At 64.5% G+C, this 19,811-nt stretch carries 26 protein-coding genes and 1 tRNA gene; 9 read left to right on the top strand and 18 right to left on the bottom strand.

Annotation, left to right across the window (positions count from 1 at the left end; all coding sequences use genetic code 11):
- Positions 1 to 8: 8 nt before the first annotated feature.
- Positions 9 to 581 (top strand): TetR/AcrR family transcriptional regulator, encoded by a 573-nt coding sequence (locus ACQY46_RS04815; RefSeq protein WP_428699158.1) that lies wholly within the window; start codon positions 9 to 11, stop codon positions 579 to 581.
- Positions 578 to 1,762: a serine hydrolase domain-containing protein gene (locus ACQY46_RS04810; protein ID WP_428699157.1), complete on the top strand. Its 1,185-nt coding sequence runs from the start codon at positions 578 to 580 to the stop codon at positions 1,760 to 1,762. Before ACQY46_RS04815 ends, ACQY46_RS04810 begins: the two co-directional genes overlap by 4 nt.
- Before the next feature lie 33 nt (positions 1,763 to 1,795).
- Here the strand turns inward: ACQY46_RS04810 and ACQY46_RS04805 are convergent, their stop codons facing one another.
- The 3 genes from ACQY46_RS04805 to ACQY46_RS04795 form a co-directional block, all read right to left on the bottom strand.
- Entirely contained in the window at positions 1,796 to 2,773 is a 978-nt protein-coding gene (locus tag ACQY46_RS04805; RefSeq protein WP_428699156.1) for a zinc metalloprotease HtpX, read from the bottom strand.
- 68 nt (positions 2,774 to 2,841) lie between these two features.
- On the bottom strand, positions 2,842 to 3,492 hold the full coding sequence (msrA, locus tag ACQY46_RS04800) for a peptide-methionine (S)-S-oxide reductase MsrA (protein ID WP_428700411.1): 651 nt from the start codon (positions 3,490 to 3,492) through the stop codon (positions 2,842 to 2,844).
- A gap of 70 nt (positions 3,493 to 3,562) precedes the next feature.
- Positions 3,563 to 3,883, bottom strand: coding sequence for a hypothetical protein (locus tag ACQY46_RS04795; RefSeq protein WP_428699155.1), 321 nt, complete (start codon positions 3,881 to 3,883; stop codon positions 3,563 to 3,565).
- A 379-nt stretch (positions 3,884 to 4,262) separates the two neighbouring features.
- On the opposite strand from ACQY46_RS04795, the gene ACQY46_RS04790 reads away from it, so the two are divergent.
- The 3 genes from ACQY46_RS04790 (at position 4,263) to ACQY46_RS04780 (ending at position 7,211) form a co-directional block, all read left to right on the top strand.
- Positions 4,263 to 4,352, top strand: a tRNA-Ser gene (locus ACQY46_RS04790).
- An 814-nt stretch (positions 4,353 to 5,166) separates the two neighbouring features.
- A complete protein-coding gene (locus ACQY46_RS04785; RefSeq protein WP_428699154.1) occupies positions 5,167 to 6,705 on the top strand; it encodes a hypothetical protein in 1,539 nt (512 codons plus the stop codon).
- A gap of 11 nt (positions 6,706 to 6,716) precedes the next feature.
- Complete coding sequence (locus tag ACQY46_RS04780) at positions 6,717 to 7,211, top strand: hypothetical protein (RefSeq protein WP_428699153.1); 495 nt, start codon at positions 6,717 to 6,719, stop codon at positions 7,209 to 7,211.
- 307 nt (positions 7,212 to 7,518) lie between these two features.
- Here the strand turns inward: ACQY46_RS04780 and ACQY46_RS04775 are convergent, their stop codons facing one another.
- Genes ACQY46_RS04775 through ACQY46_RS04760 form a run of 4 tightly spaced genes read right to left on the bottom strand, consistent with a single transcriptional unit; the run spans position 7,519 to position 9,402 of the window.
- Positions 7,519 to 7,884, bottom strand: a complete 366-nt coding sequence (locus tag ACQY46_RS04775) for a DUF1801 domain-containing protein (protein WP_428699152.1) — start codon at positions 7,882 to 7,884, stop codon at positions 7,519 to 7,521.
- Positions 7,881 to 8,513: a DUF998 domain-containing protein gene (locus ACQY46_RS04770; RefSeq protein WP_428699151.1), complete on the bottom strand. Its 633-nt coding sequence runs from the start codon at positions 8,511 to 8,513 to the stop codon at positions 7,881 to 7,883. The genes ACQY46_RS04775 and ACQY46_RS04770 overlap by 4 nt, the downstream gene beginning before the upstream one ends.
- Positions 8,514 to 8,557: 44 nt before the next feature.
- Positions 8,558 to 9,061 (bottom strand): SRPBCC domain-containing protein, encoded by a 504-nt coding sequence (locus tag ACQY46_RS04765; protein WP_428699150.1) that lies wholly within the window; start codon positions 9,059 to 9,061, stop codon positions 8,558 to 8,560.
- A 2-nt stretch (positions 9,062 to 9,063) separates the two neighbouring features.
- Positions 9,064 to 9,402, bottom strand: a complete 339-nt coding sequence (locus tag ACQY46_RS04760; RefSeq protein WP_428699149.1) for an ArsR/SmtB family transcription factor — start codon at positions 9,400 to 9,402, stop codon at positions 9,064 to 9,066.
- Between the two features lie 650 nt (positions 9,403 to 10,052).
- On the opposite strand from ACQY46_RS04760, the gene ACQY46_RS04755 reads away from it, so the two are divergent.
- The gene (locus tag ACQY46_RS04755) at positions 10,053 to 11,693 is read left to right on the top strand and encodes a sulfatase-like hydrolase/transferase (RefSeq protein WP_428699148.1); all 1,641 of its coding nucleotides are present in this window, start codon (positions 10,053 to 10,055) and stop codon (positions 11,691 to 11,693) included.
- 116 nt (positions 11,694 to 11,809) lie between these two features.
- On the opposite strand, the gene ACQY46_RS04750 is transcribed toward ACQY46_RS04755, so the two are convergent.
- The 11 genes from ACQY46_RS04750 to ACQY46_RS04700 form a co-directional block, all read right to left on the bottom strand.
- Positions 11,810 to 12,202 carry a VOC family protein gene (locus ACQY46_RS04750; RefSeq protein ID WP_428699147.1) on the bottom strand — a complete coding sequence of 131 codons (393 nt, stop codon included), beginning with the start codon at positions 12,200 to 12,202 and terminating at the stop codon, positions 11,810 to 11,812.
- 173 nt (positions 12,203 to 12,375) lie between these two features.
- A complete protein-coding gene (locus ACQY46_RS04745; RefSeq protein WP_428699146.1) occupies positions 12,376 to 13,044 on the bottom strand; it encodes a class I SAM-dependent methyltransferase in 669 nt (222 codons plus the stop codon).
- Between the two features lie 151 nt (positions 13,045 to 13,195).
- The gene (locus tag ACQY46_RS04740; RefSeq protein WP_428699145.1) at positions 13,196 to 13,840 is read right to left on the bottom strand and encodes a glutathione S-transferase family protein; all 645 of its coding nucleotides are present in this window, start codon (positions 13,838 to 13,840) and stop codon (positions 13,196 to 13,198) included.
- Positions 13,837 to 14,313 (bottom strand): SRPBCC family protein, encoded by a 477-nt coding sequence (locus ACQY46_RS04735; protein ID WP_428699144.1) that lies wholly within the window; start codon positions 14,311 to 14,313, stop codon positions 13,837 to 13,839. Before ACQY46_RS04735 ends, ACQY46_RS04740 begins: the two co-directional genes overlap by 4 nt.
- Positions 14,310 to 14,663, bottom strand: coding sequence for an ArsR/SmtB family transcription factor (locus ACQY46_RS04730; protein ID WP_428699143.1), 354 nt, complete (start codon positions 14,661 to 14,663; stop codon positions 14,310 to 14,312). Before ACQY46_RS04730 ends, ACQY46_RS04735 begins: the two co-directional genes overlap by 4 nt.
- A gap of 81 nt (positions 14,664 to 14,744) precedes the next feature.
- Positions 14,745 to 15,158 carry a DUF1801 domain-containing protein gene (locus tag ACQY46_RS04725; protein ID WP_428699142.1) on the bottom strand — a complete coding sequence of 138 codons (414 nt, stop codon included), beginning with the start codon at positions 15,156 to 15,158 and terminating at the stop codon, positions 14,745 to 14,747.
- Positions 15,159 to 15,182: 24 nt separating this feature from the next.
- On the bottom strand, positions 15,183 to 15,653 hold the full coding sequence (locus ACQY46_RS04720) for a DUF1801 domain-containing protein (RefSeq protein WP_428699141.1): 471 nt from the start codon (positions 15,651 to 15,653) through the stop codon (positions 15,183 to 15,185).
- Between the two features lie 6 nt (positions 15,654 to 15,659).
- Entirely contained in the window at positions 15,660 to 15,887 is a 228-nt protein-coding gene (locus ACQY46_RS04715; protein ID WP_428699140.1) for a hypothetical protein, read from the bottom strand.
- Positions 15,888 to 15,943: 56 nt separating this feature from the next.
- The gene (locus ACQY46_RS04710; RefSeq protein WP_428699139.1) at positions 15,944 to 16,354 is read right to left on the bottom strand and encodes an SRPBCC family protein; all 411 of its coding nucleotides are present in this window, start codon (positions 16,352 to 16,354) and stop codon (positions 15,944 to 15,946) included.
- A complete protein-coding gene (locus ACQY46_RS04705) occupies positions 16,351 to 16,674 on the bottom strand; it encodes an ArsR/SmtB family transcription factor (protein ID WP_428699138.1) in 324 nt (107 codons plus the stop codon). Before ACQY46_RS04705 ends, ACQY46_RS04710 begins: the two co-directional genes overlap by 4 nt.
- Before the next feature lie 143 nt (positions 16,675 to 16,817).
- On the bottom strand, positions 16,818 to 17,312 hold the full coding sequence (locus tag ACQY46_RS04700) for an RrF2 family transcriptional regulator (protein ID WP_428699137.1): 495 nt from the start codon (positions 17,310 to 17,312) through the stop codon (positions 16,818 to 16,820).
- A gap of 79 nt (positions 17,313 to 17,391) precedes the next feature.
- Here ACQY46_RS04700 and ACQY46_RS04695 point away from each other — a divergent pair, with 79 nt between their 5' ends.
- From ACQY46_RS04695 to ACQY46_RS04685, 3 genes are all read left to right on the top strand, one after another.
- Positions 17,392 to 17,835: a carboxymuconolactone decarboxylase family protein gene (locus tag ACQY46_RS04695; RefSeq protein WP_428699136.1), complete on the top strand. Its 444-nt coding sequence runs from the start codon at positions 17,392 to 17,394 to the stop codon at positions 17,833 to 17,835.
- A 139-nt stretch (positions 17,836 to 17,974) separates the two neighbouring features.
- Positions 17,975 to 18,535, top strand: a complete 561-nt coding sequence (locus tag ACQY46_RS04690; RefSeq protein ID WP_428699135.1) for a TetR/AcrR family transcriptional regulator — start codon at positions 17,975 to 17,977, stop codon at positions 18,533 to 18,535.
- Positions 18,532 to 19,773, top strand: a complete 1,242-nt coding sequence (locus ACQY46_RS04685) for a YbfB/YjiJ family MFS transporter (RefSeq protein WP_428699134.1) — start codon at positions 18,532 to 18,534, stop codon at positions 19,771 to 19,773. Before ACQY46_RS04690 ends, ACQY46_RS04685 begins: the two co-directional genes overlap by 4 nt.
- The last annotated feature ends 38 nt before the right edge of the window (positions 19,774 to 19,811 follow it).

Genomic DNA, 19,811 nt, shown 5'->3' with positions numbered 1-19,811 from the left:
AATGTCTCATGACACAGACACCCCCGCTTCGCCCCGCCACCCGCGACGCCATCATCGAGGCGGCCTTCAGGACATGGAGCGCCGATCCGGCCGCCTCGCTGGAGGAGATCGCTGCCCTTGCCGGTGTCGGCCGCGCCACGCTGCATCGGCATTTCGCCGGCCGCGACGACCTTCTCGAGCAGCTCGGCCTGCTGGCCCGTGCCGAGATGGAGGAGCGGGCGAACGCGGCCTGCATCGGCGCCACGTCGCACACGGACGCGCTGAGGCGGATCATGGCGGCGATGATCGCGCTCGGCGACCGCCACTGGTTCCTGGCACGCGCCTTCCCGCCCGCGGCCGCAGGCGCCGGCGCCGCGCGGGAGGAGCGCCGCACGGAGGCGCGGTTCCTCTCTGTGATCGCCGAGGCAACGGCCGAAGGGACGTTTGATCCCGACTGCCCGCCCACCTGGATCGCCACGAGTTTCGACCACCTCATCCACGCGGCCTGGGGCGAAGTGCGGGAGGGGCGCCTCACCCATTCCCAGGCGGCCGAACTGGCCTGGTCGACCCTGACCCGGGGACTGGAGCCCGCAAGCCGTTGACCGCCACCCAGATCGCCCTAGCCGTCCTTGCCGCTCTGGGAACGCTTGCCCTGGCGGCCGCGAGCCTGTTCATCTTTCTCGAACTTTCCGCCATCCACCTGCCCCGGCTCGTCGCCCCGGCAGGGCTCGCGGAGCCGGAAAAGGCGGCCGCCCTCGACGCATGGCTGGACGAACTGGAGCGGCGGGAAAAGTTCAACGGAACGATCCTGATCGCCCGGGACGGGCGCACCGTCCTGCAGCGCAATATCGGCGCGGCCGACACGGACGGGCGACCGATCGGCGACCGGACATCCTTCAACCTCGCCTCCGTCAGCAAGCAGATGACGGCCTTTGCCATCCTGCTGCTCGAGCACGAGGGGAAGCTGTCGACAGGCGACCTCCTGACCCGCCATATCCCGGAACTCCGACGCCACCCGGACGTGACGATCAACCATCTGCTGGAGCACACGTCCGGCCTGCCGGACTACGCGCTCGACAAGGCGCTGGCGCGGCGGCTGGAAGCGACGGCCATGCTGCTGACGCCGGACGGCCTGATCGACTGGCTCGCCGCCTATCCGCGCGTGCCGGACTTTGCCCCCGGAGAGCGGGAAGACTACGTCAACAGCAACTACGTGCTGCTGGCGGAAATCGTCGCGCGCGTGTCGGGCCTTTCCTTCGCGGACTTCATGCGGACGCGGGTGTTCGCGCCGCTCGGCATGCGCCAGACTGCGGTCATCGACCGGCGCGAGAAGGAGGCTCTCCTTTCCGACCGCGCCTTCGGCTTTCGCAAGCGGTTCCTGCATGTCGGCGCTGCAGTGCGGTTCGACCTGACCCCGCTCGACGGACTTGCAGGCGACGGCAACATCTATGCAAGCGCGGGCGACCTGGTGATCTGGGACAAGGCGCTCCGGCAGGGGGTGCTGCTGCCCGCCGAGACCTATGCAAGGGCGTACAGGCCCGTGCGGCTGTCCAATGGCGAGATCGTGCAGGAGAAGGTGCTTGGCGAGACCCTGCAACCCGGGCTCGGCTGGAATGTCCAGGACATGCCGGTCGTCACCTCCTACGGCCGCTGGCAGGCCTTTTCGAATTTCTACCGACGCGACCTCGCGCGGGGAAGCGTGCTGGTGGTGCTGAGCAATTCCGGCTTCTTCGTGCGCACGGCGATGATCGGGGAACAGCTGGCGGCGTTCCTGTCGCGCTGAACCTGGCCGTCGCCGCCCCCCTCCGGCTGCCCGTCAGTACCAGACGCCAAATCCCCGCAACCGGCGCCTCGGCACGCCGACGGCCGGTACGGGCGAGCGGCCGGCGACATGCGGCATCGCCTCCACATCCAGCCAGCGGGCGGGAGCCGCCTGCAAGGCCCGCAGACGGGCAACCCGCTCCTCGGTACGGGGATGGCTGCGCAGGATCGAGGGATCGGGGATACGGGCGCCCTGCGGAAGGGCCGCCTCCCACATGCGGCCCTGGATACGCTCCAGCTTCTGCAGGGCAAGGGCCAGCCCTTCCGGATCGCCGGTCAGTGCGGCAGCCCCCAGATCCGCCTCGTATTCGCGGGCACGCGAGAGCGCCAGTTGCAGCCCCGTGCCAAGGCTCGGCGCCACCAGGAGAAGCAGGATCGTGGCCCAGGGCACGTCGGTGCCGCCCTCGATCATCGCCGGCAGGTTGACGAGGGCCAGCAGCAGGCCGAGCAGCGACATCACGCCGGTCATGCGGCTGACCACGTCGGCCATCGCCATGACATGGATATCCTCATGCGCCACATGGGCGATCTCGTGCGCCATCACGCCGACGAATTCACGCGGCGCCATGCGCGCCAGCAATCCGTCGGTGACGCAGATGACGCTGTCCGCGCGGGTGCCGGCGGAAAAGGCGTTCATCAGCCGGCTCGGTATCCGGTAGAGGCGCGGCATCGCCGGCAGTCCGGCGCGCTCCGACAGCAGGCGCACGATCTGATGCGCCTCGGGAAAGGATGCGGGCGTCATCTCCCGCGCACCGTAAAGACGCAGCACCATGTCGGCGGACATCCGCGCGGCCAGCATCATCGACATGGCACCGCCGACCCCCGCCCACAGGACGCCGCGCCAGCCGTCGAGCGACCACGCCGTGACCGCCAGCAGCAGGACGGCACCGATGCCAAGCAGCACGGTGTGCAGGCGGTTGCGCCGGCGATGCGCGGAGGCCGTGGCCGGATCTATCGCGGGAGCGAGTGTCATCCCCGCGAATATGGGGCCGGCAGCCGCCCGTGAGAAGCCGCCACACCGCCGCAGCAAACCGCGACGGTTCAGGGAGAAAGACCGGAAGGGCAGGCAACCCCGGTGCCGCCAAGGCCGCAATAGCCGCCGGGATTCTTGTCGAGATATTGCTGGTGATAGTCCTCGGCGAAGTAGAACGCGCCCAGCGGCTTCACCTCGGTGGTGATGGCGCGGGCATGCCCGGCCGCCTTGAGTGCCGCGACATAGGCGGCGCGCGTCGCCTCGGCCGCCGCCTTCATCTCCTCGCTGACGTAATAGACCGCCGAGCGGTACTGGGTGCCCGTGTCATTGCCCTGGCGCATGCCCTGCGTCGGGTCGTGCCCCTCCCAGAAGGCCCGAAGCAGCGCCTCGCGGGAGATCAGCGCCGTATCGAAGACGACACGCACCACCTCGGCATGACCCGTGCGCCCGCTGCACACCTCGTTATAGGTGGGGTTGGGCGTATGGCCGCCGGCATAGCCGACGGCGGTGACGACAACGCCCGGCAGCTTCCAGAACAGCCGTTCGGCGCCCCAGAAACAGCCGAGGCCGAAAAACGCCTCGTCCTGCCCCTCGGCAGGCGCAAGATCGACCGGCCGGCCGAGCACCGTGTGCGGGCCGGGCACCGTCACCGGCGTCTCGCGGCCCGGCAGCGCCTGCGCCTTGTCCACGACAGCGAACTTGTTGGCGAGCATCGTCATGAACGACATGGAACTCTCTTTCACAGTGTGCCGGCACAGTATCGGCGGGACGGCCGGCGGGCGACCGGGATCAAAGCGATGCGGAGCGGCGGCGACGGCGGCCCAGCTCGCCGAGCCAGAGGAACAGGAAGCCGAGCGGGCCGATGACGACCCAGGCCGGCTGCGCCAGCAGGGTCTGGATGACCGGATCCCACAGGACGGGATTGACGTGACGCTGTATCGCGGCCTGGGCAAGGCCGAGCGATTCCGGCGCGAAGTCGAACCAGTATTTGCCAAGCGGCGTCGTCGACCAGGCCGAGGCGGCAATCGAGCTGGTGCCGTCGATGACCAGCGCGACAAGCGCCACGGCCACGAGCCACAGGCCGATCAGTCGCAGGATAAGTCTGAACATGGGTCCCCGCCCGGTGATGAATGACACGTCGCCACATGCGGGACCGCAGGTCCTGCGCGGGTCGACAGGCAAGATATAGTGCGCATCGGCCTTCGCTGCGACCGCAAAGCTTCGTGAGGGACACAGCGTGGAGCGGATCGTCTGGGGCGCGGGACGGGCAAACGGGAGCCGCCGTCGACGCAGCCGGTTGAAAAGCGCGGGCGGCGACGGATCAGCGCTTGAACTTGCCCGCGCGCTCAGTATATTGCGCGACTTGCGGGTGGGCCTGTCCGGCTCCTCCTGTCCCCGGACAGGAGCGAATGGCCGGGCTTTCCCCCTCGCAAAAAGGCCGCATCCCCGCCGTCGGCAAGATGGCGACATGGCGATGCGGACTGGCTGCGGAGAGGTGGCCGAGTGGTTTAAGGCGCACGCCTGGAACGCGTGTATACGGGAAACTGTATCGAGGGTTCGAATCCCTCTCTCTCCGCCATTCTCTGACTTCGCGCTGTCGCCCTTCGGGCTTCGCTCCAGTCGGGACCTCGCATAAGCTCGGACGGCCCTTGGCCTTGCGAACCCAGCGGGTTCGAAATGTCTCCGCGATGCTCCGCCATTGTCTGACTTCGCGCTGTCGCCCTTCGGGCTTCGCTCCAGTCGGGACCTCGCATAAGCTCGGACGGCCCTTGGCCTTGCGAACCCAGCGGGTTCGAAATGTCTCCGCGATGCTCCGCCATTTCCCCCGATTTGCCAATTGTAGCGCGACAGTGCTGCCGAGCGCCGGATGCCAGTTGGCTTGCTTCACGCTCCAAACGGTAATTCCGGAAAGTCGCGACCGGCGGCTTTCGACTCCATTACAGCCAGTAAGAGGTGTTTTTGGAGAGCCCAAAAGCTGCCGTTCTGACCCGAACCCCCGACATCAGCTTCGCACTCCCCATTTGGTCGTCGACCAGGTTTGGCGCCGTGCGAAAAGCGGACACTACCAGATCACCAAACGTACAACCGCGTCGGGTGGTGTTGGTCCTGCGCCTAGGTTAGTGGAAGCGTGATGCCTGCTGTCAACCAGACCGTGCCTTTGGCGCCCACACGATACGCACAAATTGGCACAGTTTCGAGCGATGCAGGCCTATCGGACATGGTCACTGTGACATCGTTGATTTTTCGCCACGCTTTGGAGGCAAAATTATCGAACGAATTCAAAGCATAAGGTGAACAACGCAAAACCGGAGACCTGTCCATGTATTCATGGTATTAATAGCGCTGTGTGACATGGGCGTATTAATAGCGCTGTGTGACATGGGCGAAATATCGTGAGCGACCTGGTTGAAAGCTTCCTAGAAACGCACGGCCCTCGCCTATCGAGCGAGGTCGCGAAGTATTTGGTCGTCACACTCGGGATTTCACCGGTAGCGGCGCGAAAACGGGTGTCCAGGCTCGCAGGCAATGTGCGGCGCCTCGGCTACATCACCTTTCCCCGCAAAGCCCGGTACATGTATCTCGAGCAGCAATTCGGCTCGCCCCGGTATTGGGAGAACCTGGTCGAAGCTCTCATGCTGACCAAGTCCGCCTATGGCCATGCCATTGCGGCTTTGAGGCAGCGCGGCGGCGCGGTGCCCGAGCGGCTGTTTCCGATCGTGTGCGGCTCGCCGGTGAAGCAGCTCAAACATCTGTCCGCCGAGAGCGTGTTGAAGCACCTCATTGAGGCTGGCCTATTGCAGCGGGTCGCACTGCCAGGACTCGGCGACTGCATCGTGATCGTGCAGGCGGAGGGCTACTACAACGGCCTCGCCGAAATGGTTCGCACCCGACTCATCACCGAAGGTTTCCTGCTCACGGCTGTAAGCGATTGGCTAAAGAAGCTCGGGATAGTCAGCTACGGAAAGGTGGCGACCCGCGACGGAGACGCTCTGCCTCGCGTAGGCACGTTCGCGTGGGACTTAACCGCGCCGTCCTATCTCGGCCCGATGGTGAAGTCCGGCAAGGAGGGCAAGGACAAGCCAGGGTTCGTCGTGTGCGACGTGCATTTGGGGGAATATGCCACAGTCGAGGGCGTTCGGCCGTTCGTCACAAAGTGCAAGACCTTAAGAGGACTTCGCAATATCGGGCCGTGCCTGCAGATATTTGTGACCGGAGGCTACAGCAGCGAAGCTTTCAAGCTGCTCAAGGAAAACGGCATCGTGCCTGCGACACCCGCCAATCTCTTCGGCGAGGAAATCGCGGCCGGCTTGAAGCAGCTTTCAACTGTCCTGACGAAAGCGGCCGCGCTCTCGACGATTGACCCGACGGCGTTCGATGAGCTGTTCAGCAAGTTCGGCAAGATCGAGGGCGCCGCCAACCAGCTCAGAGGCACCCTGTTCGAATACCTGGCTGCAGACATCTTGCGCAAGAGCGGAGCGCATCAGGTGCGCATGAACCGGATATTTAAGCAGGAGGCCAAAGAAGCCGAGGCAGACGTGATTGCCGTGCGCGATAACCTGTCGCTGACCTTCATCGAGTGCAAGGGCCACTCCCCGTACGGCGAGACGCCGCATTACGAAGTCGAGAAATGGCTGCAGCACAACGTGCCGATTTTCTTCAAATCCGCGAGGGAGCACGACGACTGGAAAAACCTACCGGTTCACTTTGAATTCTGGACGACCGCGCCCCTGACCGAGGAGTCGATCCAGTTCCTTAAAAAGGCCAAGGCATCGATCAAGCCGACGCGCTACACCATTGGGTGGCGTCTCGGACCGGAGGTTCTGACAGTGTGCAAGGGGACGAAGGATGGCGGCCTAATCAACGCGTTCCGGAAGCACTTCATGAAGTACAATGTAAAATCGGCAGCGATTGCCGAAGCCATCTGGCCGTAAGGGTCCAACTCATGAACGACTATCGCATCGGCATCGAGCAAAACCTCGCTCCCATCGCGTTTGAGTTTTTCGCGACGTTCTCGCGTTTCGAATTCGCTTTGAAGCGCGGCAACTACGCGGCAGGCGATGAGGGCAAGAAAGCCTCTCCTGACTGGACCGGCTTTGCGGGCGACCTGGGTGATGACTTCTTCAAGCAAATGGAGGCGGCGGACGCCGCCCGAATTTTCTTCGAGGCACCGCCGAAGCGCCTCACGATCAAGGTCGGCGGCGGTGTCGAGTTCACCGATCAGGACAAGCTGACAAACACGCAGATGCTGCTGGCGGCCGTGGGCCTCGTGCGAAACAATGTCTTCCATGGCGAGAAAATCTGGATGGGCGATCGTGATGAGGCGCTGATCCGCGCCTCCTTGTTCGTGCTCGATAGCGCGTATGCGGCGGCGAACGCCCGACAGGACATGCGGCAGGTCTGCGCGGCTTTCGGGCACGCCCAGATCAACCCGCACTGACAAAAAAGAGCGCCTGATGATCCGGCGCTCTTGTCCTCGACGTTCAAAGGACAGACCGCCTATGGCCCGTATCAGCCATGCTTGTATGTCTGCTTCTCGGATCAGCTGACCCAAAAACCCGCCGTTCCGCTCCCCACCCCGCTTATGCCATGTGGACGCAACTATCCCGGGTTTCAGCACGCGGCCCCATGGCGGCCATTCGACCCCATCGCAGCGAACGTCTGCTGTGAACCCGATTTGGCGGATGTTGCGCTTCGCACGAATGTCTGGTTCCGCGACCTGACAACTTGCGGGCGTTTCCCACGGGTCAGCTCATGTCCATTTCAATCGCCTGGCGGATATAATGCCGGAGCGGTTCTTCCGGGTATTCTTCCATAGTCTTGACCTGCACAGTTCTGGAATGCTTGCCAGACCCACGCAACATGCCGAACGGATCATCAAAATGGGCGCCTCTCGTGAAAGAGAACGTGACGCAAGACTTTGTCGGACTGATCGCCACGACGTCTCTGTTCATTTTGAAGACGGGCACAGAATAATACGTCTCCGTCCCACCGCGCATACGAAAGGAGGCCTCTGGCGCAACACGCGCCATCTGCGAAACGAATGCACGGACGATATCGTGAAACTGTTGCTGAACACGGCTCTCAAGGAAATTCTCAAGGTCTTCAGTCACGCTTCAATGCCCCATTGCTGCGCGCGATCTCCAGGTCGCCCGCGGTAAGCCACGAAAGCCAGCGCAACAAACCAGGTAAAGTAGCTTGCCCATTGCAGGCGACCGATGAGAGCGCTGTGTGTTTCAGGTCCGAATACGTGATCGGGAGGCATGGAGATAATAAACGCCACCATCACAACAACCGTGAAAAGAGATGTCGCGAGAGGCCACAACGCAGCCCCGCGCCAGCCTGACTGACGTGCCAAAGCGATGCTTCCAATCAGGGCTGCGATGGGGGTGAAATCCAGCGACGCCCCGATCATGTGCAAGGTTCCGGTTCCTGTCAGCGCCTCCACCGGAGTTCCGGCAGGATCGGGCGGAAACGTTCCGCCGATGACCATTCCGAACGCGGCCAGACCAAGCAGGCCCGAGACAAGCCAGCGGACCCGCCCGCGAAGAAGACCGGCCAGGATCACCGCTGAACTTCCGAGCGCCAGAGCCATCGCCGTGAAGGTAACCCGCATCAGCCAGCCCCAGCTGCCAAGCATGTAGTCGCTGAGGAAGACCCAAGTCGGGTCTACATCCCGGCGCAAGAAATGCAACGCGATCAAGAGGAGCAATGCCGCGCCTGTCGATGCGACCAGAACCACGCTTTTGCCACCAGGGGCCGGGCCTGTCATTGTCGTGTGATTGTTCAAGAAACGCCCTTTCGACCCTCAAGTTCAGCCACGACCAGCGCATCAAGGTTTGCGTAGCTGGTCTCCATGCCGTCGGCCATGCCGGTCTCAAGCATTGCCTTGCGGCACCCCGCGTCGGGCAAAGACATGCGCAGCACCATCCTCGTTCCGGAGTTGTCGGGTTCGAACAGTGTGTCGATGTTGTTGTCCGGTGTGGGGTCCGGCATCAGCATCCGTTCCACATGTACAATCCGTCGGTCGGGCTCCAGCGCCACATATTCACCGACAATGGCAAAACCGGCTCCGGCCCCGTTGCTGTATTCGTGACGGAACGCACCGCCGGGACGCACATCCATCTCACAGACCGGCATGGACCAGCCGGGCGGGCCGAGCATCCATCTTTGCACAAGCTCCGGGTCGGTATGCGCGCGATAGACCAGGGCCGGCGGAGCATGGAAACGACGTGTGACCGTAAGGTCGGTCTCTCCTTCGAGTTCAATCGAAAGGCGGGCATTGGTCATGGTCAGTCCCTTTTCCTTGAGGCCTCTTCCGTCGCCATGTCAGCGAGCACCGCGTCGAGGCGGTCGTAGTTGGCTTCCAGGCCACGACGCAGCAACGCGAGCCATCCTTCAATTTCTTCAAGTGCCCCATCGGCAAGACGGCATGGTCGGCGGGTGCCGGCCACCCGGCGCGTGATGAGCCCGGCTTCTTCGAGAACCTTGAGGTGGTGCGAAATAGCCGGTTGGCTCACGGCAAAGGGCCGGGCGATTTCTCCGACCGTGGCCTCGCCACCCGCGAGGTGCGCAACGATGGCACGGCGGGTTGGGTCGGCGAGGGCGGCAAAAGCGAGATCGGGCGTCACTGTTGGGGCTCTCTTTATCAAGAGATGTTTATATAAATGATTCTTTAATTAAAGGCAAGCGCTCTCGCGGCAGACACAGGAAATGGCCGGATCTGCCCGGTTGCGCAGGATGCGAAAGATGCGCCAAGACCAGAACGTTTCTTGACGCGGTCAATACCATCGGCCTGGGTTCAGCGGTCCCCAAAACAGTCATTGGCGAATCTTCGGAGAAGTTCATGTTGTCCGCAGAGCTGCCAGATACATTCTGTCATGCGAATGTTCGGCTCCCATCCCGCTTCAGACATTTGCTCGTGCTTCAATTTTGGTGATCTATAGCGTAGTCATATTTCTCTGTTTCTTCTGCCTTAACCCGCCATTTCTTCTCTCATGGCAATTTCGCTTCGCTCATCGCCTCCGCAGGGGCGCGCCGGCCGCGCGACGCCCGGTCGGGCTTGCGAACCCTCCGGATTCCCCGGTTGGCCCACCCATTTTGCGACCATTGGTTGCAATGGCGCGCCGGCACTCCTAATATGGAGGCAGTCGGGCCGCCGTTCATTCGCAATTGCCCTCCCGAAACCGCCGTCAATTTATGGCATTCATCTTTTCCATCAAAGATGAAAAACCGCTCTCCCCTTAGCAATTTCAGTCCTCATAATAAAAGGCGTTCCCGCATGAACATCCTTTTCATCATGTACGACCAACTGCGCTTTGATTACCTCGGCTGTGCCGGCCATCCGCATCTGACCACACCGAATTTCGACCGCGTTGCGGCAATGGGGGTGCGCTTCACCAATGCCTACGTGCAATCTCCGATCTGCGGCTCCAGCCGCATGTCGTTCTACACAGGGCGCTACCCGTCCAGCCATGGCGCGCAGTGGAACAACTATCCCCTGCGTGTGGGCGAGCAGACGATGGGCGACCATCTGCGCAAGCTGGGAATGGATTGCTGGCTGATCGGCAAGACCCACATGCATGCGGACGTGGACGGCATGGAGCGGCTCGGGCTCGACCCGGACAGCGTGATCGGCGCGCGACAGGCCGAGTGCGGTTTCGATGTCTGGATTCGCGACGACGGGCTGTGGGCACAAGGGCCGCTGGGTTTTTACGACGAGAAGCGCTCGCCCTATAACGAGTTCCTGAAAGCCAAGGGCTACGCATCCGAGAACCCCTGGGCAGACCATGCAAATGCAGGCGTGGGCGAGGAAAACTCGATCGCATCGGGCTGGATGTTCATCAACGCCGACAAGCCGGCCCACATACACGAAGCGGATTCTGAAACCGCGTGGCTGACCACCAGAACCCTCGAGTTCATCGACCAGGCCACCGGTCCGTGGTGCGCGCATGTCAGCTATATCAAGCCTCACTGGCCTTACATCGTGCCGGCCCCCTATCATGACATGTTCGGCCCCGGCCAGGTTCCGCCCGCGCGCCGCGACGACATCGAGCTCGACGACACCCACCCCGTCTTTGCGGCCTACATGAACAATCGCGTCGGCCAGGCGTTCCAGCGCGAAGAGGTACGCCAGAAGGTCATCCCGGCCTATATGGGGCTGATCAAGCAATGCGATGACCATCTGGGCCGCATTCTGGACCACCTGGAGGAGACCGGCGCGATACACGACACGATGATCGTGCTGACCTCGGATCACGGTGATTATCTGGGCGATCACTGGATGGGCGAGAAGTCGTTGTTCCACGACCAATCCGCCAAGGTTCCAATGATCATCCATGATCCGCGCGCGCAGGCGGACGCCACCCGGGGCACCACCTGCAATGCGCTGGTGGAGAGCATCGACCTGGCGGCGACCTTTGTCGAGGCGGCAGGCGGCGAGGTTCCCGCGCATATCCTGGAAGGCCGCTCGCTTGTGCCGTGGCTGCACGGGGAGACGCCCGACTGGCGCGAATTCCTGATCAGCGAGTTCGACTATTCCGGGAGCACCGTCGCCAACGAGTTCGATCTCGAGCCGCGCGACTGCCGCCTGTTCATGGTCTTTGACGGGCGCTGGAAGATGATGCATGCCGAAGGCGGGTTCCGCCCGATGCTGTTCGATCTGGAGACCGACCCGGACGAGTTCGTCGATCTCGGCAAAACAGATGCGCATGCCGAGGAGATCGCACGTCTTTACGGATATCTGGCGCAGTGGGGCCGACGCATGTCCCAGCGGGTCACGAAATCCGATGCCGAGATCATAGAAATGCGTGGCAAAGCCGGGATGAAAGGCGTTTTGCCCTTCCTTTATGACGGAAGCGAAGTGCCCCCGCCCCTGATCATGCATTACGTGGGCGACGCGCCAACCCTGCCCGAGGAATAGCCATGCCCAGGCCGGGACCGGTTTTCAGGCTTGGCCGCCAGGTGAGAGGGACCTCCCCTCCCCGTCCGCCTTCAACCGCGCACCCGTTCGCTGTCCTGTCCTCGCGGCTCGCGCCCCTATGCCGGCCGGTGGATGGCGCAGATCTTGTTGCCGTCGGGATCGCGCACATAGCCGAGATGGAGCGTGCCCGCGGGGCCGTTGCGCGGGCCGGGGGCGCCTTCGACCGAGGTGCCGCCATGGGCGATGGCCACGTCGTGGAACTCCTGCACCTGCTCCGGCGAATTGCACTTGAAGCCGATGGTGCCGCCATTGGCGGGCACCGCCTCCTGGCCGTCGACCGGCTCGGTGACGGCGAAGGTGCTGCCGTCGTGGCGGTAGAACAGGCGGATCTGACCCGAGGCGTTCTGGTTGCGCAAGGGCTCGCCGGCGCCCAGCAGCCCCAGTACCGCGTCGTAAAAACGCTTCGAGCGCTCGATGTCGTTCGATCCTACCATCACGTGATTGAACATGTTTCACCTCCCCGCTTTTTTCTCATGGTGCCGCAATCCATCCGCGCCGCCGGCCATGCCGGTCCCGGCGCGACGACAGTGTGACAACTGCGCGACAGGGCGAGAGTAATGCCGCGGCTGTCACCGCGCGAGCCGTGATTTCCTGCAAGTCGCACGCCTGGCCGCGCGCATTCCTAGGCGAGCGCAACCCAGCCGCGGAAGGTGAAACCGGCATAGAACAGGGCAATGTCGGAGAAGCCGGCCTCGGCCAAAAGGGCCTCGTCCTCGGCAGCCGACAGGACCGGCAGCCTGTCGGCCATGAGCGCGGCGGAGGCCGAGACCTGCGCGGGATCCGCCCGCGCCCCGCCTGCAAAGGCGACGGACCTTTCCAGCCAGTGACGGAGCATGCCCTCCTGCGGGCAGCTGTGATGGGCAACGACAAGCGGCGCGCCCGGCCTGAGACGGGCATGCAGTTGCGCGAGCGTGCGCAGCCGCTCCTTCCTTGCCAGGAAGTGGAGTGTCAGAAGACAGGCCGCGCCGTCGAAAGGACCCGCCGGGGCATCTTCGACATAGCCTTCCAGCAACGTGACACGGGTCCGAAGCGGACCCAGGACGCGGCGGGCAAGGTCAAGCATCTGCGGCGAAGGGTCGACGCCGAGCAGGCGCCAGCGCGGCTGCGCCTGTGCGAAGGCCTTCATCTCCGACCCGCCGCCGGCGCCAAGGACGAGAATGTCCGCCGCGCCCGGCGCGTGCTCCGCCAGGAGCACCATCGCCATCCGCTGCAGGTCGGCAAAGCCGGGCACCTTGCGGGGCGTTTCGTCCACATAGCGGGCGACCGCCTCCGGATCGGTAAAGGGTTGCATCCTGCACGCATCCTCGCCGGGGCCGCCCCACCCAAGACAGGTGGGGGTGGCACCTGATTTTCACGTAACTTTTTATGATACGTGAAATACGAACCGTCAACCCACGTATCGGGGCGACGTTGGCACCGGACCCTCAGCGAGGAACGCCGCGCTACGCCGCGACCCCGAACCCTTGCAGCTGCGCCGCCAGCGCCCGGCGGAAGGCCGGCCGGGCCTCGCAGCGGTCCTTGTAGGCCTTCAGACGCGGAAATGCGTCCAGCAGGTCGGTGTGTCCGAGGATGCGCAGCACATCCGTCATCATCAGGTCGCCGATCGTGAAGCGGCCCTCGAGATAGTCGCGCTCGCCAAGCGCCGCTTCGAGCAGCGCCAGCCGGTCGCGCAAGAAGGTCTCCACCTGCGGCCGACGCTCCGCCGTCCAGGCTTCCCTGGCATGAAACAGGTCGATGACGGCCAGTTCCTGCACCGGGGGCTCCACGGAATTGAGCGCCGCGAACAGCCATGCGAGGGCGCGGGCGCGCCCGGCCGCATCCGCGGGCAGGAGATCCTCGTTTCGTTCCGCGATGTGAAGCACGATCGCGCCGCTCTCGAACAGCGTCAGCCCGTCCTCCTCGATCGCCGGCGCCTGAGCGAAAGGCTGGCGGGCGAGATGTCCGGGCGATCTCTGCTCCGGCCCGAGCGCCAGGGTGCGGACCTTGTAGGGCAGACCGGCCTCTTCCAGCGCCCAGCGCACGCGCAGCGCCCGCATGAGAGGTGCCGCGAAGTCGGGAACCCATTCATAGGTCGTCAGGGTGATCATGTGCGCAGTCCTTTCTCTTCGGCGACGGCGATGTTCTCGACATAGGCCTGCTGCCGGTTGAACAGGGAGTTCCAGCCGCCGACATGGCTGTCGCGGATGGCAACGCTTGAGAACGGCGCCTGATGGAAGCTCTGGACCGTCCTGCCATCCTTCTCCGCGAAGCTCACGGTCACCAGCGTGTCGAGATCCCGGCCCGAGCCCTCGTCCCACTGGAAGGTGAAGACGATGCGCCGGAGCCGCTCCACGTCGCGGATGACGCCGCCGAACCTTGAAAGCCCGTATTGCTTCGAAACCATCGCCCCGCGCCACGGCCGGCCAGGCGTCAGTTCCCAGTCGAGCTCGGTGGTCGTGAACTTTTCCGGCCCCCACCAGCGCAGCATGTGGTCCCGGCTCTCCCAGAGCCGGAACACGAGGGCAAGCGGTGCATCGAACTCCCGCTCGATCAGCAGTTCCTCGTCGCGCAATTCGTTCATTGGTCCTTGCCTCCCGATTTTCCCCGGGTGAGTTCGTCCAGATAGACATCCATCCTGTCGAAGCTTCCCTCCCAGAACCGCCTGTAGCGGCCCAGCCAGCCGTCGACCTCCCTGAGCGGGGCCGCCTCGAGCCGGCACGGGCGCCACTGCGCCTCGCGCCCGCGCGAGATCAGGCCGGCGCCCTCCAGCACCTTGAGGTGCCGGGAGACGGACGGCAGCGAGATGTCGAAGGGCTCGGCGAGCTCGTTGACCGTCGCCGCACCCTGGCTGAGACGGGCGAGAATTGCCCGGCGCGTCGGGTCGGCAAGCGCCGACAGGGTCGCGCTGAGAGGGTCCTGTGCATGCTTCATATTTAGCCACTCCGCTAATTAGCATGATAGCTAAATACAAGCCGCGCCGGTTCGCGTCAAGGGAAAGCTCGTCTCCCTCGCCTACCGCTTGCGCGGCGATCGTTTTTTGGCGGACGCGTTGAGGGTCGCGGCCGCGCGAACGAGCGCCGTCAGCGCCTCCTCGTCGATCTCCGCGCCTTCATGAAAGTCGATGGCGCGCCGCGCGTTGCCCTCAAGGCTTGCGTTGAAAAGGCTTGAAGGATCGTCCAGCGCCGCCCCCTTGGCGAAGGTGAGCTTGACCTTGTCCTTGTAGGTCTCGCCCGTGCAGATCATCCCGTCCCGGTACCAGACCGGCACGCCGCGCCATTTCCACTCCTCGACCGCGTCCGGCTCGGCTCGCAGGATCACGGCGCGGAGACGGGCCAGCATCTCGCCGCGCCAGTCGCCAAGCTCGCGGATCCGCGCGTCGATCAGCTCCGACGGCGACCTGTCGCCGGCTTTTCCGGTTTCGGCCATTATCGTTCGTTCCTTTTCTGTGCGTCAGGGTGTCCAGCCCGGCAGCGCCGCGGCCTGCCGGATCCAGCTCGTCATCAGTTCCCCGTCGACCTGCTCGCCCTCGTGGATATGGACGTAGCGCGTGTTCTCGTCCTTCGAGGTGACGGGTGGCACGGGATCCAGTTGCGCGCCGCGAAAGAAGGTGATCTTGATGTATTTCGCGAAGCAGTGGACGCCGAGAAACCAGCCCTGCCCGGCAACGCCGTAGAGCGGCGAGTTCCACTTGACCGCCTTCGCAACGCCGGGAACCATGCGCTCGACAAGCGCGTCGAGCTGCCGTCCGGCCTCGCTTTTCCAGCCCGGCATGGCGGCAATATAGGCCTGCACCGGCGCGTCACCATCACCTTTGGCGATCTGCGGGTTGCCGCCGCTGAGGAGAACAGGCTCCCCGGCAGCGTGCCCGGCAGCGGATTTCTTCGTCATCCTGGCCGGTTTTCCCGGTGTCTTGCCTGCCATCGCCCTTCACTCCTGCCAGGAAGCTTCCCGGCGGCCGCGCCATTTTGCGGCATAAGGCAGCGCGAACATGTAAAGCCCGGTGAGCATCAGCAGGATAAGCGGCACGAGCGCCAGCACACCCACCAGGACGGATTCCACCTGAGCCAGCATGGCGACAACATTGGCAATGACGGCGAGCGTGAAGGCGATCGAGAGCCAGCGATGTATCTGGCGAATCCATTCATTGCGGTTCATCCGAACCTTCCTTTCATGACGAGAGATGGGGAGGGCAAAGCCGGCGGACGCGGATGTCAGTCGATCCGCCCCAGCAATTGCTCGAGATTGTCGAGGAAGCGCGGCCAGCCGGCCTTGGCTCCGCCGTAGTAGCGCGGCTGGTCGGTCCGGAAGCCGGCCTGCTCCATGCGCAGCCGGGTTCCCGTATCCGTGGGCGTAAGCGTCCAGGTGACCACCGTCTTCAGCGCCTCATCGCCCCAGCTGTAGGCGATTGCCTTCCCGGCCTCGACGTCCAGGATCTCGCAATCGATGGCACCCCACTCGAAGCTGAAGTCGAACCTGTGGCCGACCTCGGGGCGGAAATCGCCCTTCATCAGCCACTCCCCGACAAGGTGCGGCTGGGTCAGTGCGCGCCAGACCTTTTCCGGCGGATGGGCGATCTCCCGCTCGACGACAACGGAGCGGGTTTCGGTTGCGGCGGCGGTCACTGATCCATCCTTTCGAGGAGATTTTCGAGGGCGTCGAACCGCGCCTCCCAGAAACCGGTCATCTGGCCCGTCCAGTCGGAGAGCGGCGCGAGGGCGGCGACCTGGGCGCTGTAATGCGTCCGGCGACCGTCCTGCCGGTCTCGCACCAGCCCGGCCTGCCTGAGAATGCCGAGATGCCTGGAGACAGCCGGTTGCGAGATCGCGGCCGCGCGCGTCAGGACCCCGACCGTCTGTTCGCCCTCACGGCACAGCCGCTCGAAGATCGCCCGCCGGGTGGGGTCCGACAGGGCCTTGAACAGCAGATCGTGCGGCTGTGTCATGATGATTCATAACTCCATGGCTATGCATTTGCATCAATAGCCAGAGAGTTATGCATGTGTCAAGGGAGGCGCAACAGCAGGCGACCGGACGCAAGACCGCCGGCTGCGCCTCGGCCGGCGTCATCCTGTTCGGGCAACCTTCGTCAGCGCTGTGCCTTGTCGACGACCTCGGCGACGGCCTGCCTGTTGCGGGGATCGATCCGGGTTTCGCCGTCGCGCAGGAGGTCGGCAAGCGTCTGCGCCCGCAAGGCATCCCGCCAGACGGTTTCGGCCGCCATCATTCGCGTCTTGATGAAGCAATCGGCCTTGTAGGCGCATGGATCTGTCGTCTTGCCCGGTCCCCGGCGCCGGATTTCCCGGCAAACGAAAGCCGGCCCCGGGCCGTCGATGGCCTCGACGACATCGAGCATGGTGATCGCCTCGGCCGCCCGCGACAGGCGGTAGCCGCCACGCGGACCGGGCAGTGCGTCGACGATGCCGGCAGCGGCCAGCGCCCGCAGGTGTTTCAGGAGATAGGTTTCGGAAACGCCGTGCAGCTCCGCCAGGCTCTTTCCCGGAAGAACCCTGCCCGGCGCCAGCCCGGCAAGCACCAGGGCACAGTGAAGGGCCGCCTCGACACCATCGCTCAGCCGTCTCATTCCACACTCCCTTGCGCGTCCTGAATCATGGATATATTTTATCCACGAATCAGACTCAAGCCTTGAAAGGACCCTGTTCATGCAACAGAGACTGAATATAGCCAAACTCGCGCCCGACCTTTACCGGGCCATCCGGGAGCTCGACGGCGCGATCCGGAACTGCGGCGTCGACGCGCAGCTTCTGCATCTCGTCAAGCTGCGCGCCTCTCAGATCAACGGCTGCGCCTTTTGCGTCGACATGCATGTCAAGGAAGCCCTCGACGGAGGCTTCGCCCACCAGAAGCTGCACCTCGTCTCCGCCTGGCAGGAGTCCGCGTATTTCTCGGCAAGGGAACGGGCCGCCCTGGAATGGACAGAGAGCGTCACCCTGCTGGCGGACAGCGGCATCCCCGACGCGGCATACGAGGTCGTGCGCGCGGAATTCACGGATACCGAGATCGCCCAGCTCACGGTCGCGATCGGCACGATCAACCTCTTGAACAGGATCGCCGTCGGATCGCGGATGCAGCACCCCGTGGAGTAGGCGGAGGCCGCCTCGGGCTCTTGCCGATGCCTGACGCGGCCGTCGTCCGCCCGCCGGCTGCAGGCCGTCCGGACGGACCGCGCCCGCCCGTTTCCCTTTTGCGATTGCATTATGTAGACAGGTCTGTCTATTTTTCTGCATGAGAGAAACAGCCACAGCCCGTCTGACGGCCACCGCAGCGCGCCTGTTCCAGGAACGGGGGCTGAGCCGTGTCGGCATCAACGAGATCATCCGCGAGGCCGAGGTCGCGCGGATGTCGCTTTACAACAATTTCAGCTCCAAGGGCGATCTCGCCCTCGCCGCCTATGCCGAGGTGTCGAAGACCCGCCAGGAGGCTGTTGACGCCGCCATCCGTGTCGCCGCCGGGCCTGCGGACGCGATCCTTGCCATCTTCGACCTTGCCGCAGACCTGGCCGGCAAGCCGTCCTTCAGAGGCTGCGCCTTCATCGACCTTGCGGCCCATGCCGGGACCGGGGACGAGCCGCTCACGGATCTCGTGCGCTCGCACAAGCGTGCGATGCGGGAGCGCTTTGAACGTCTGGCTCGCGGTCTTGGCGACCCGGCCCCGGCGATCCTTGCCCGGCAGTTGCTGGCGCTCTGGGACGGTGCACTCGTCGGCGCCTTCATCGAGCGGGACGTCGCGCCCGTCCTGGCCGCACGGGCGGCCGCCGCGAAGCTTGTCGCACGCGAGGACAGATGACCGGAAACCTCACTCCCTGGGCCATCGCCCTTGGCCTGTCCCTCGGGCCGGCGGTCAGCAACGGCCTCGCACGCTTTGCCTACGGCCTTGTCCTGCCCGCGATGCAGGCCGATCTTGCGTGGAACTACACGCAGGCGGGGTTCCTGAACACCGCCAATGCAGCCGGCTACCTGGCCGGAGCCCTGCTGACCTTCGGGCTGATCGACCGGCTCGGGGCGCGCCGGCTTTTCGTGCTCGGGATCGTCCTGACGCCGCTGACGCTGCTGGGCTCGGCGGCCTTCGATGCGCTGGCGCTGCAATCGCTCTTCCGCGTGGCGGCCGGGATTGCCGGTGCCGCAATCTTCATCTGCGGGGGAGCGATGGCCGCGACGCTGTTTCGCGATGCGCCCGCCTCGAACGCCCTGGCCATCAGCCTCTATTTCGGCGGAGGCGGGCTCGGGATGATCCTGAGCGGCACGGCCATCCCCCTGATGCTCGACAAGGTGGGCGACGCGGCCTGGCCTTTCGCATGGCTGCTGCTGGCGGGTCTTGCCGCACTCGCCGTCTGGCCCGCGCTCCGGGCCGCGCGAGCCTGCCCCGAGCCCGCCCGCGCGCAGGTCGTGGCGGTCCCTCGCCTGCCGCTCCTGCAGATGGCTTTTTGCGTGCTCGGATACTTCCTCTTTGCGGTCGGTTACATCGTGTATCTGACCTATCTGGTCGCGATGATGCGCGCCGGCGGCGCGACACCGATGCTGGTTGCGATCAACTGGACGCTCCTCGGCCTGGGGGTGATCGCGGCACCCTTCCTCTGGCGGCCCGCCCTTTCCCGCAGCGGCGGCGGAGGCGTGCTGGCCCTTGCCTGTCTGGCGACCGGGGCGGCGACGCTGCTCCCGCTCGGCGCGGACGGCAGCACGTCGGTGCTGCTCCTGTCGGCCGCCGTGTTCGGGCTCTCGTTCTTCATGGTCCCGACGGCCGTGACCAGCTTCGCCCGGAAAAACCTCACAGAGGCATTGTGGGGTCGCGCGGTCGCCATGTTCACGACCGTCTTCGCGCTTGGCCAGATCATCGGCCCCATCCTCGCAGGCCGGATCGCAGACGTGACAGGCTCGCTCGGACAGGGAATGGCCGCCGCCGGCATCGTGCTGCTGGCAGGCGCCGCCGTGTCGGCTCTCCAGCGCCCGCTTCCCGGGACGCCGCATGCAACACCGCCCACGCCGGGTTCGCGGATCCCGAAACCGCCCGTTTCCCGATCGCCATAGGCACGATCAGCTTGCCGAACGGGATCGCTGCCGGCTCC

Source organism: Stappia sp. (assembly GCF_965276915.1).
Lineage (GTDB): Bacteria > Pseudomonadota > Alphaproteobacteria > Rhizobiales > Stappiaceae > Stappia.
This window is presented reverse-complemented; position numbering and strand designations above follow the sequence as displayed.

Coding starts and splice junctions, on each gene's coding strand:
- ACQY46_RS04815 (WP_428699158.1), top strand. CDS start 9: ATGACACAGACACCCCCGCTTCGCCCCGCCACCCGCGACGCCATCATC.
- ACQY46_RS04805 (WP_428699156.1), bottom strand. CDS start 2,773: ATGACACTCGCTCCCGCGATAGATCCGGCCACGGCCTCCGCGCATCGC.
- msrA (WP_428700411.1), bottom strand. CDS start 3,492: ATGACGATGCTCGCCAACAAGTTCGCTGTCGTGGACAAGGCGCAGGCG.
- ACQY46_RS04795 (WP_428699155.1), bottom strand. CDS start 3,883: ATGTTCAGACTTATCCTGCGACTGATCGGCCTGTGGCTCGTGGCCGTG.
- ACQY46_RS04780 (WP_428699153.1), top strand. CDS start 6,717: ATGAACGACTATCGCATCGGCATCGAGCAAAACCTCGCTCCCATCGCG.
- ACQY46_RS04765 (WP_428699150.1), bottom strand. CDS start 9,061: ATGACCAATGCCCGCCTTTCGATTGAACTCGAAGGAGAGACCGACCTT.
- ACQY46_RS04755 (WP_428699148.1), top strand. CDS start 10,053: ATGAACATCCTTTTCATCATGTACGACCAACTGCGCTTTGATTACCTC.
- ACQY46_RS04750 (WP_428699147.1), bottom strand. CDS start 12,202: ATGTTCAATCACGTGATGGTAGGATCGAACGACATCGAGCGCTCGAAG.
- ACQY46_RS04745 (WP_428699146.1), bottom strand. CDS start 13,044: ATGCAACCCTTTACCGATCCGGAGGCGGTCGCCCGCTATGTGGACGAA.
- ACQY46_RS04740 (WP_428699145.1), bottom strand. CDS start 13,840: ATGATCACCCTGACGACCTATGAATGGGTTCCCGACTTCGCGGCACCT.
- ACQY46_RS04735 (WP_428699144.1), bottom strand. CDS start 14,313: ATGAACGAATTGCGCGACGAGGAACTGCTGATCGAGCGGGAGTTCGAT.
- ACQY46_RS04730 (WP_428699143.1), bottom strand. CDS start 14,663: ATGAAGCATGCACAGGACCCTCTCAGCGCGACCCTGTCGGCGCTTGCC.
- ACQY46_RS04725 (WP_428699142.1), bottom strand. CDS start 15,158: ATGGCCGAAACCGGAAAAGCCGGCGACAGGTCGCCGTCGGAGCTGATC.
- ACQY46_RS04720 (WP_428699141.1), bottom strand. CDS start 15,653: ATGGCAGGCAAGACACCGGGAAAACCGGCCAGGATGACGAAGAAATCC.
- ACQY46_RS04715 (WP_428699140.1), bottom strand. CDS start 15,887: ATGAACCGCAATGAATGGATTCGCCAGATACATCGCTGGCTCTCGATC.
- ACQY46_RS04705 (WP_428699138.1), bottom strand. CDS start 16,674: ATGACACAGCCGCACGATCTGCTGTTCAAGGCCCTGTCGGACCCCACC.
- ACQY46_RS04700 (WP_428699137.1), bottom strand. CDS start 17,312: ATGAGACGGCTGAGCGATGGTGTCGAGGCGGCCCTTCACTGTGCCCTG.
- ACQY46_RS04695 (WP_428699136.1), top strand. CDS start 17,392: ATGCAACAGAGACTGAATATAGCCAAACTCGCGCCCGACCTTTACCGG.
- ACQY46_RS04690 (WP_428699135.1), top strand. CDS start 17,975: ATGAGAGAAACAGCCACAGCCCGTCTGACGGCCACCGCAGCGCGCCTG.
- ACQY46_RS04685 (WP_428699134.1), top strand. CDS start 18,532: ATGACCGGAAACCTCACTCCCTGGGCCATCGCCCTTGGCCTGTCCCTC.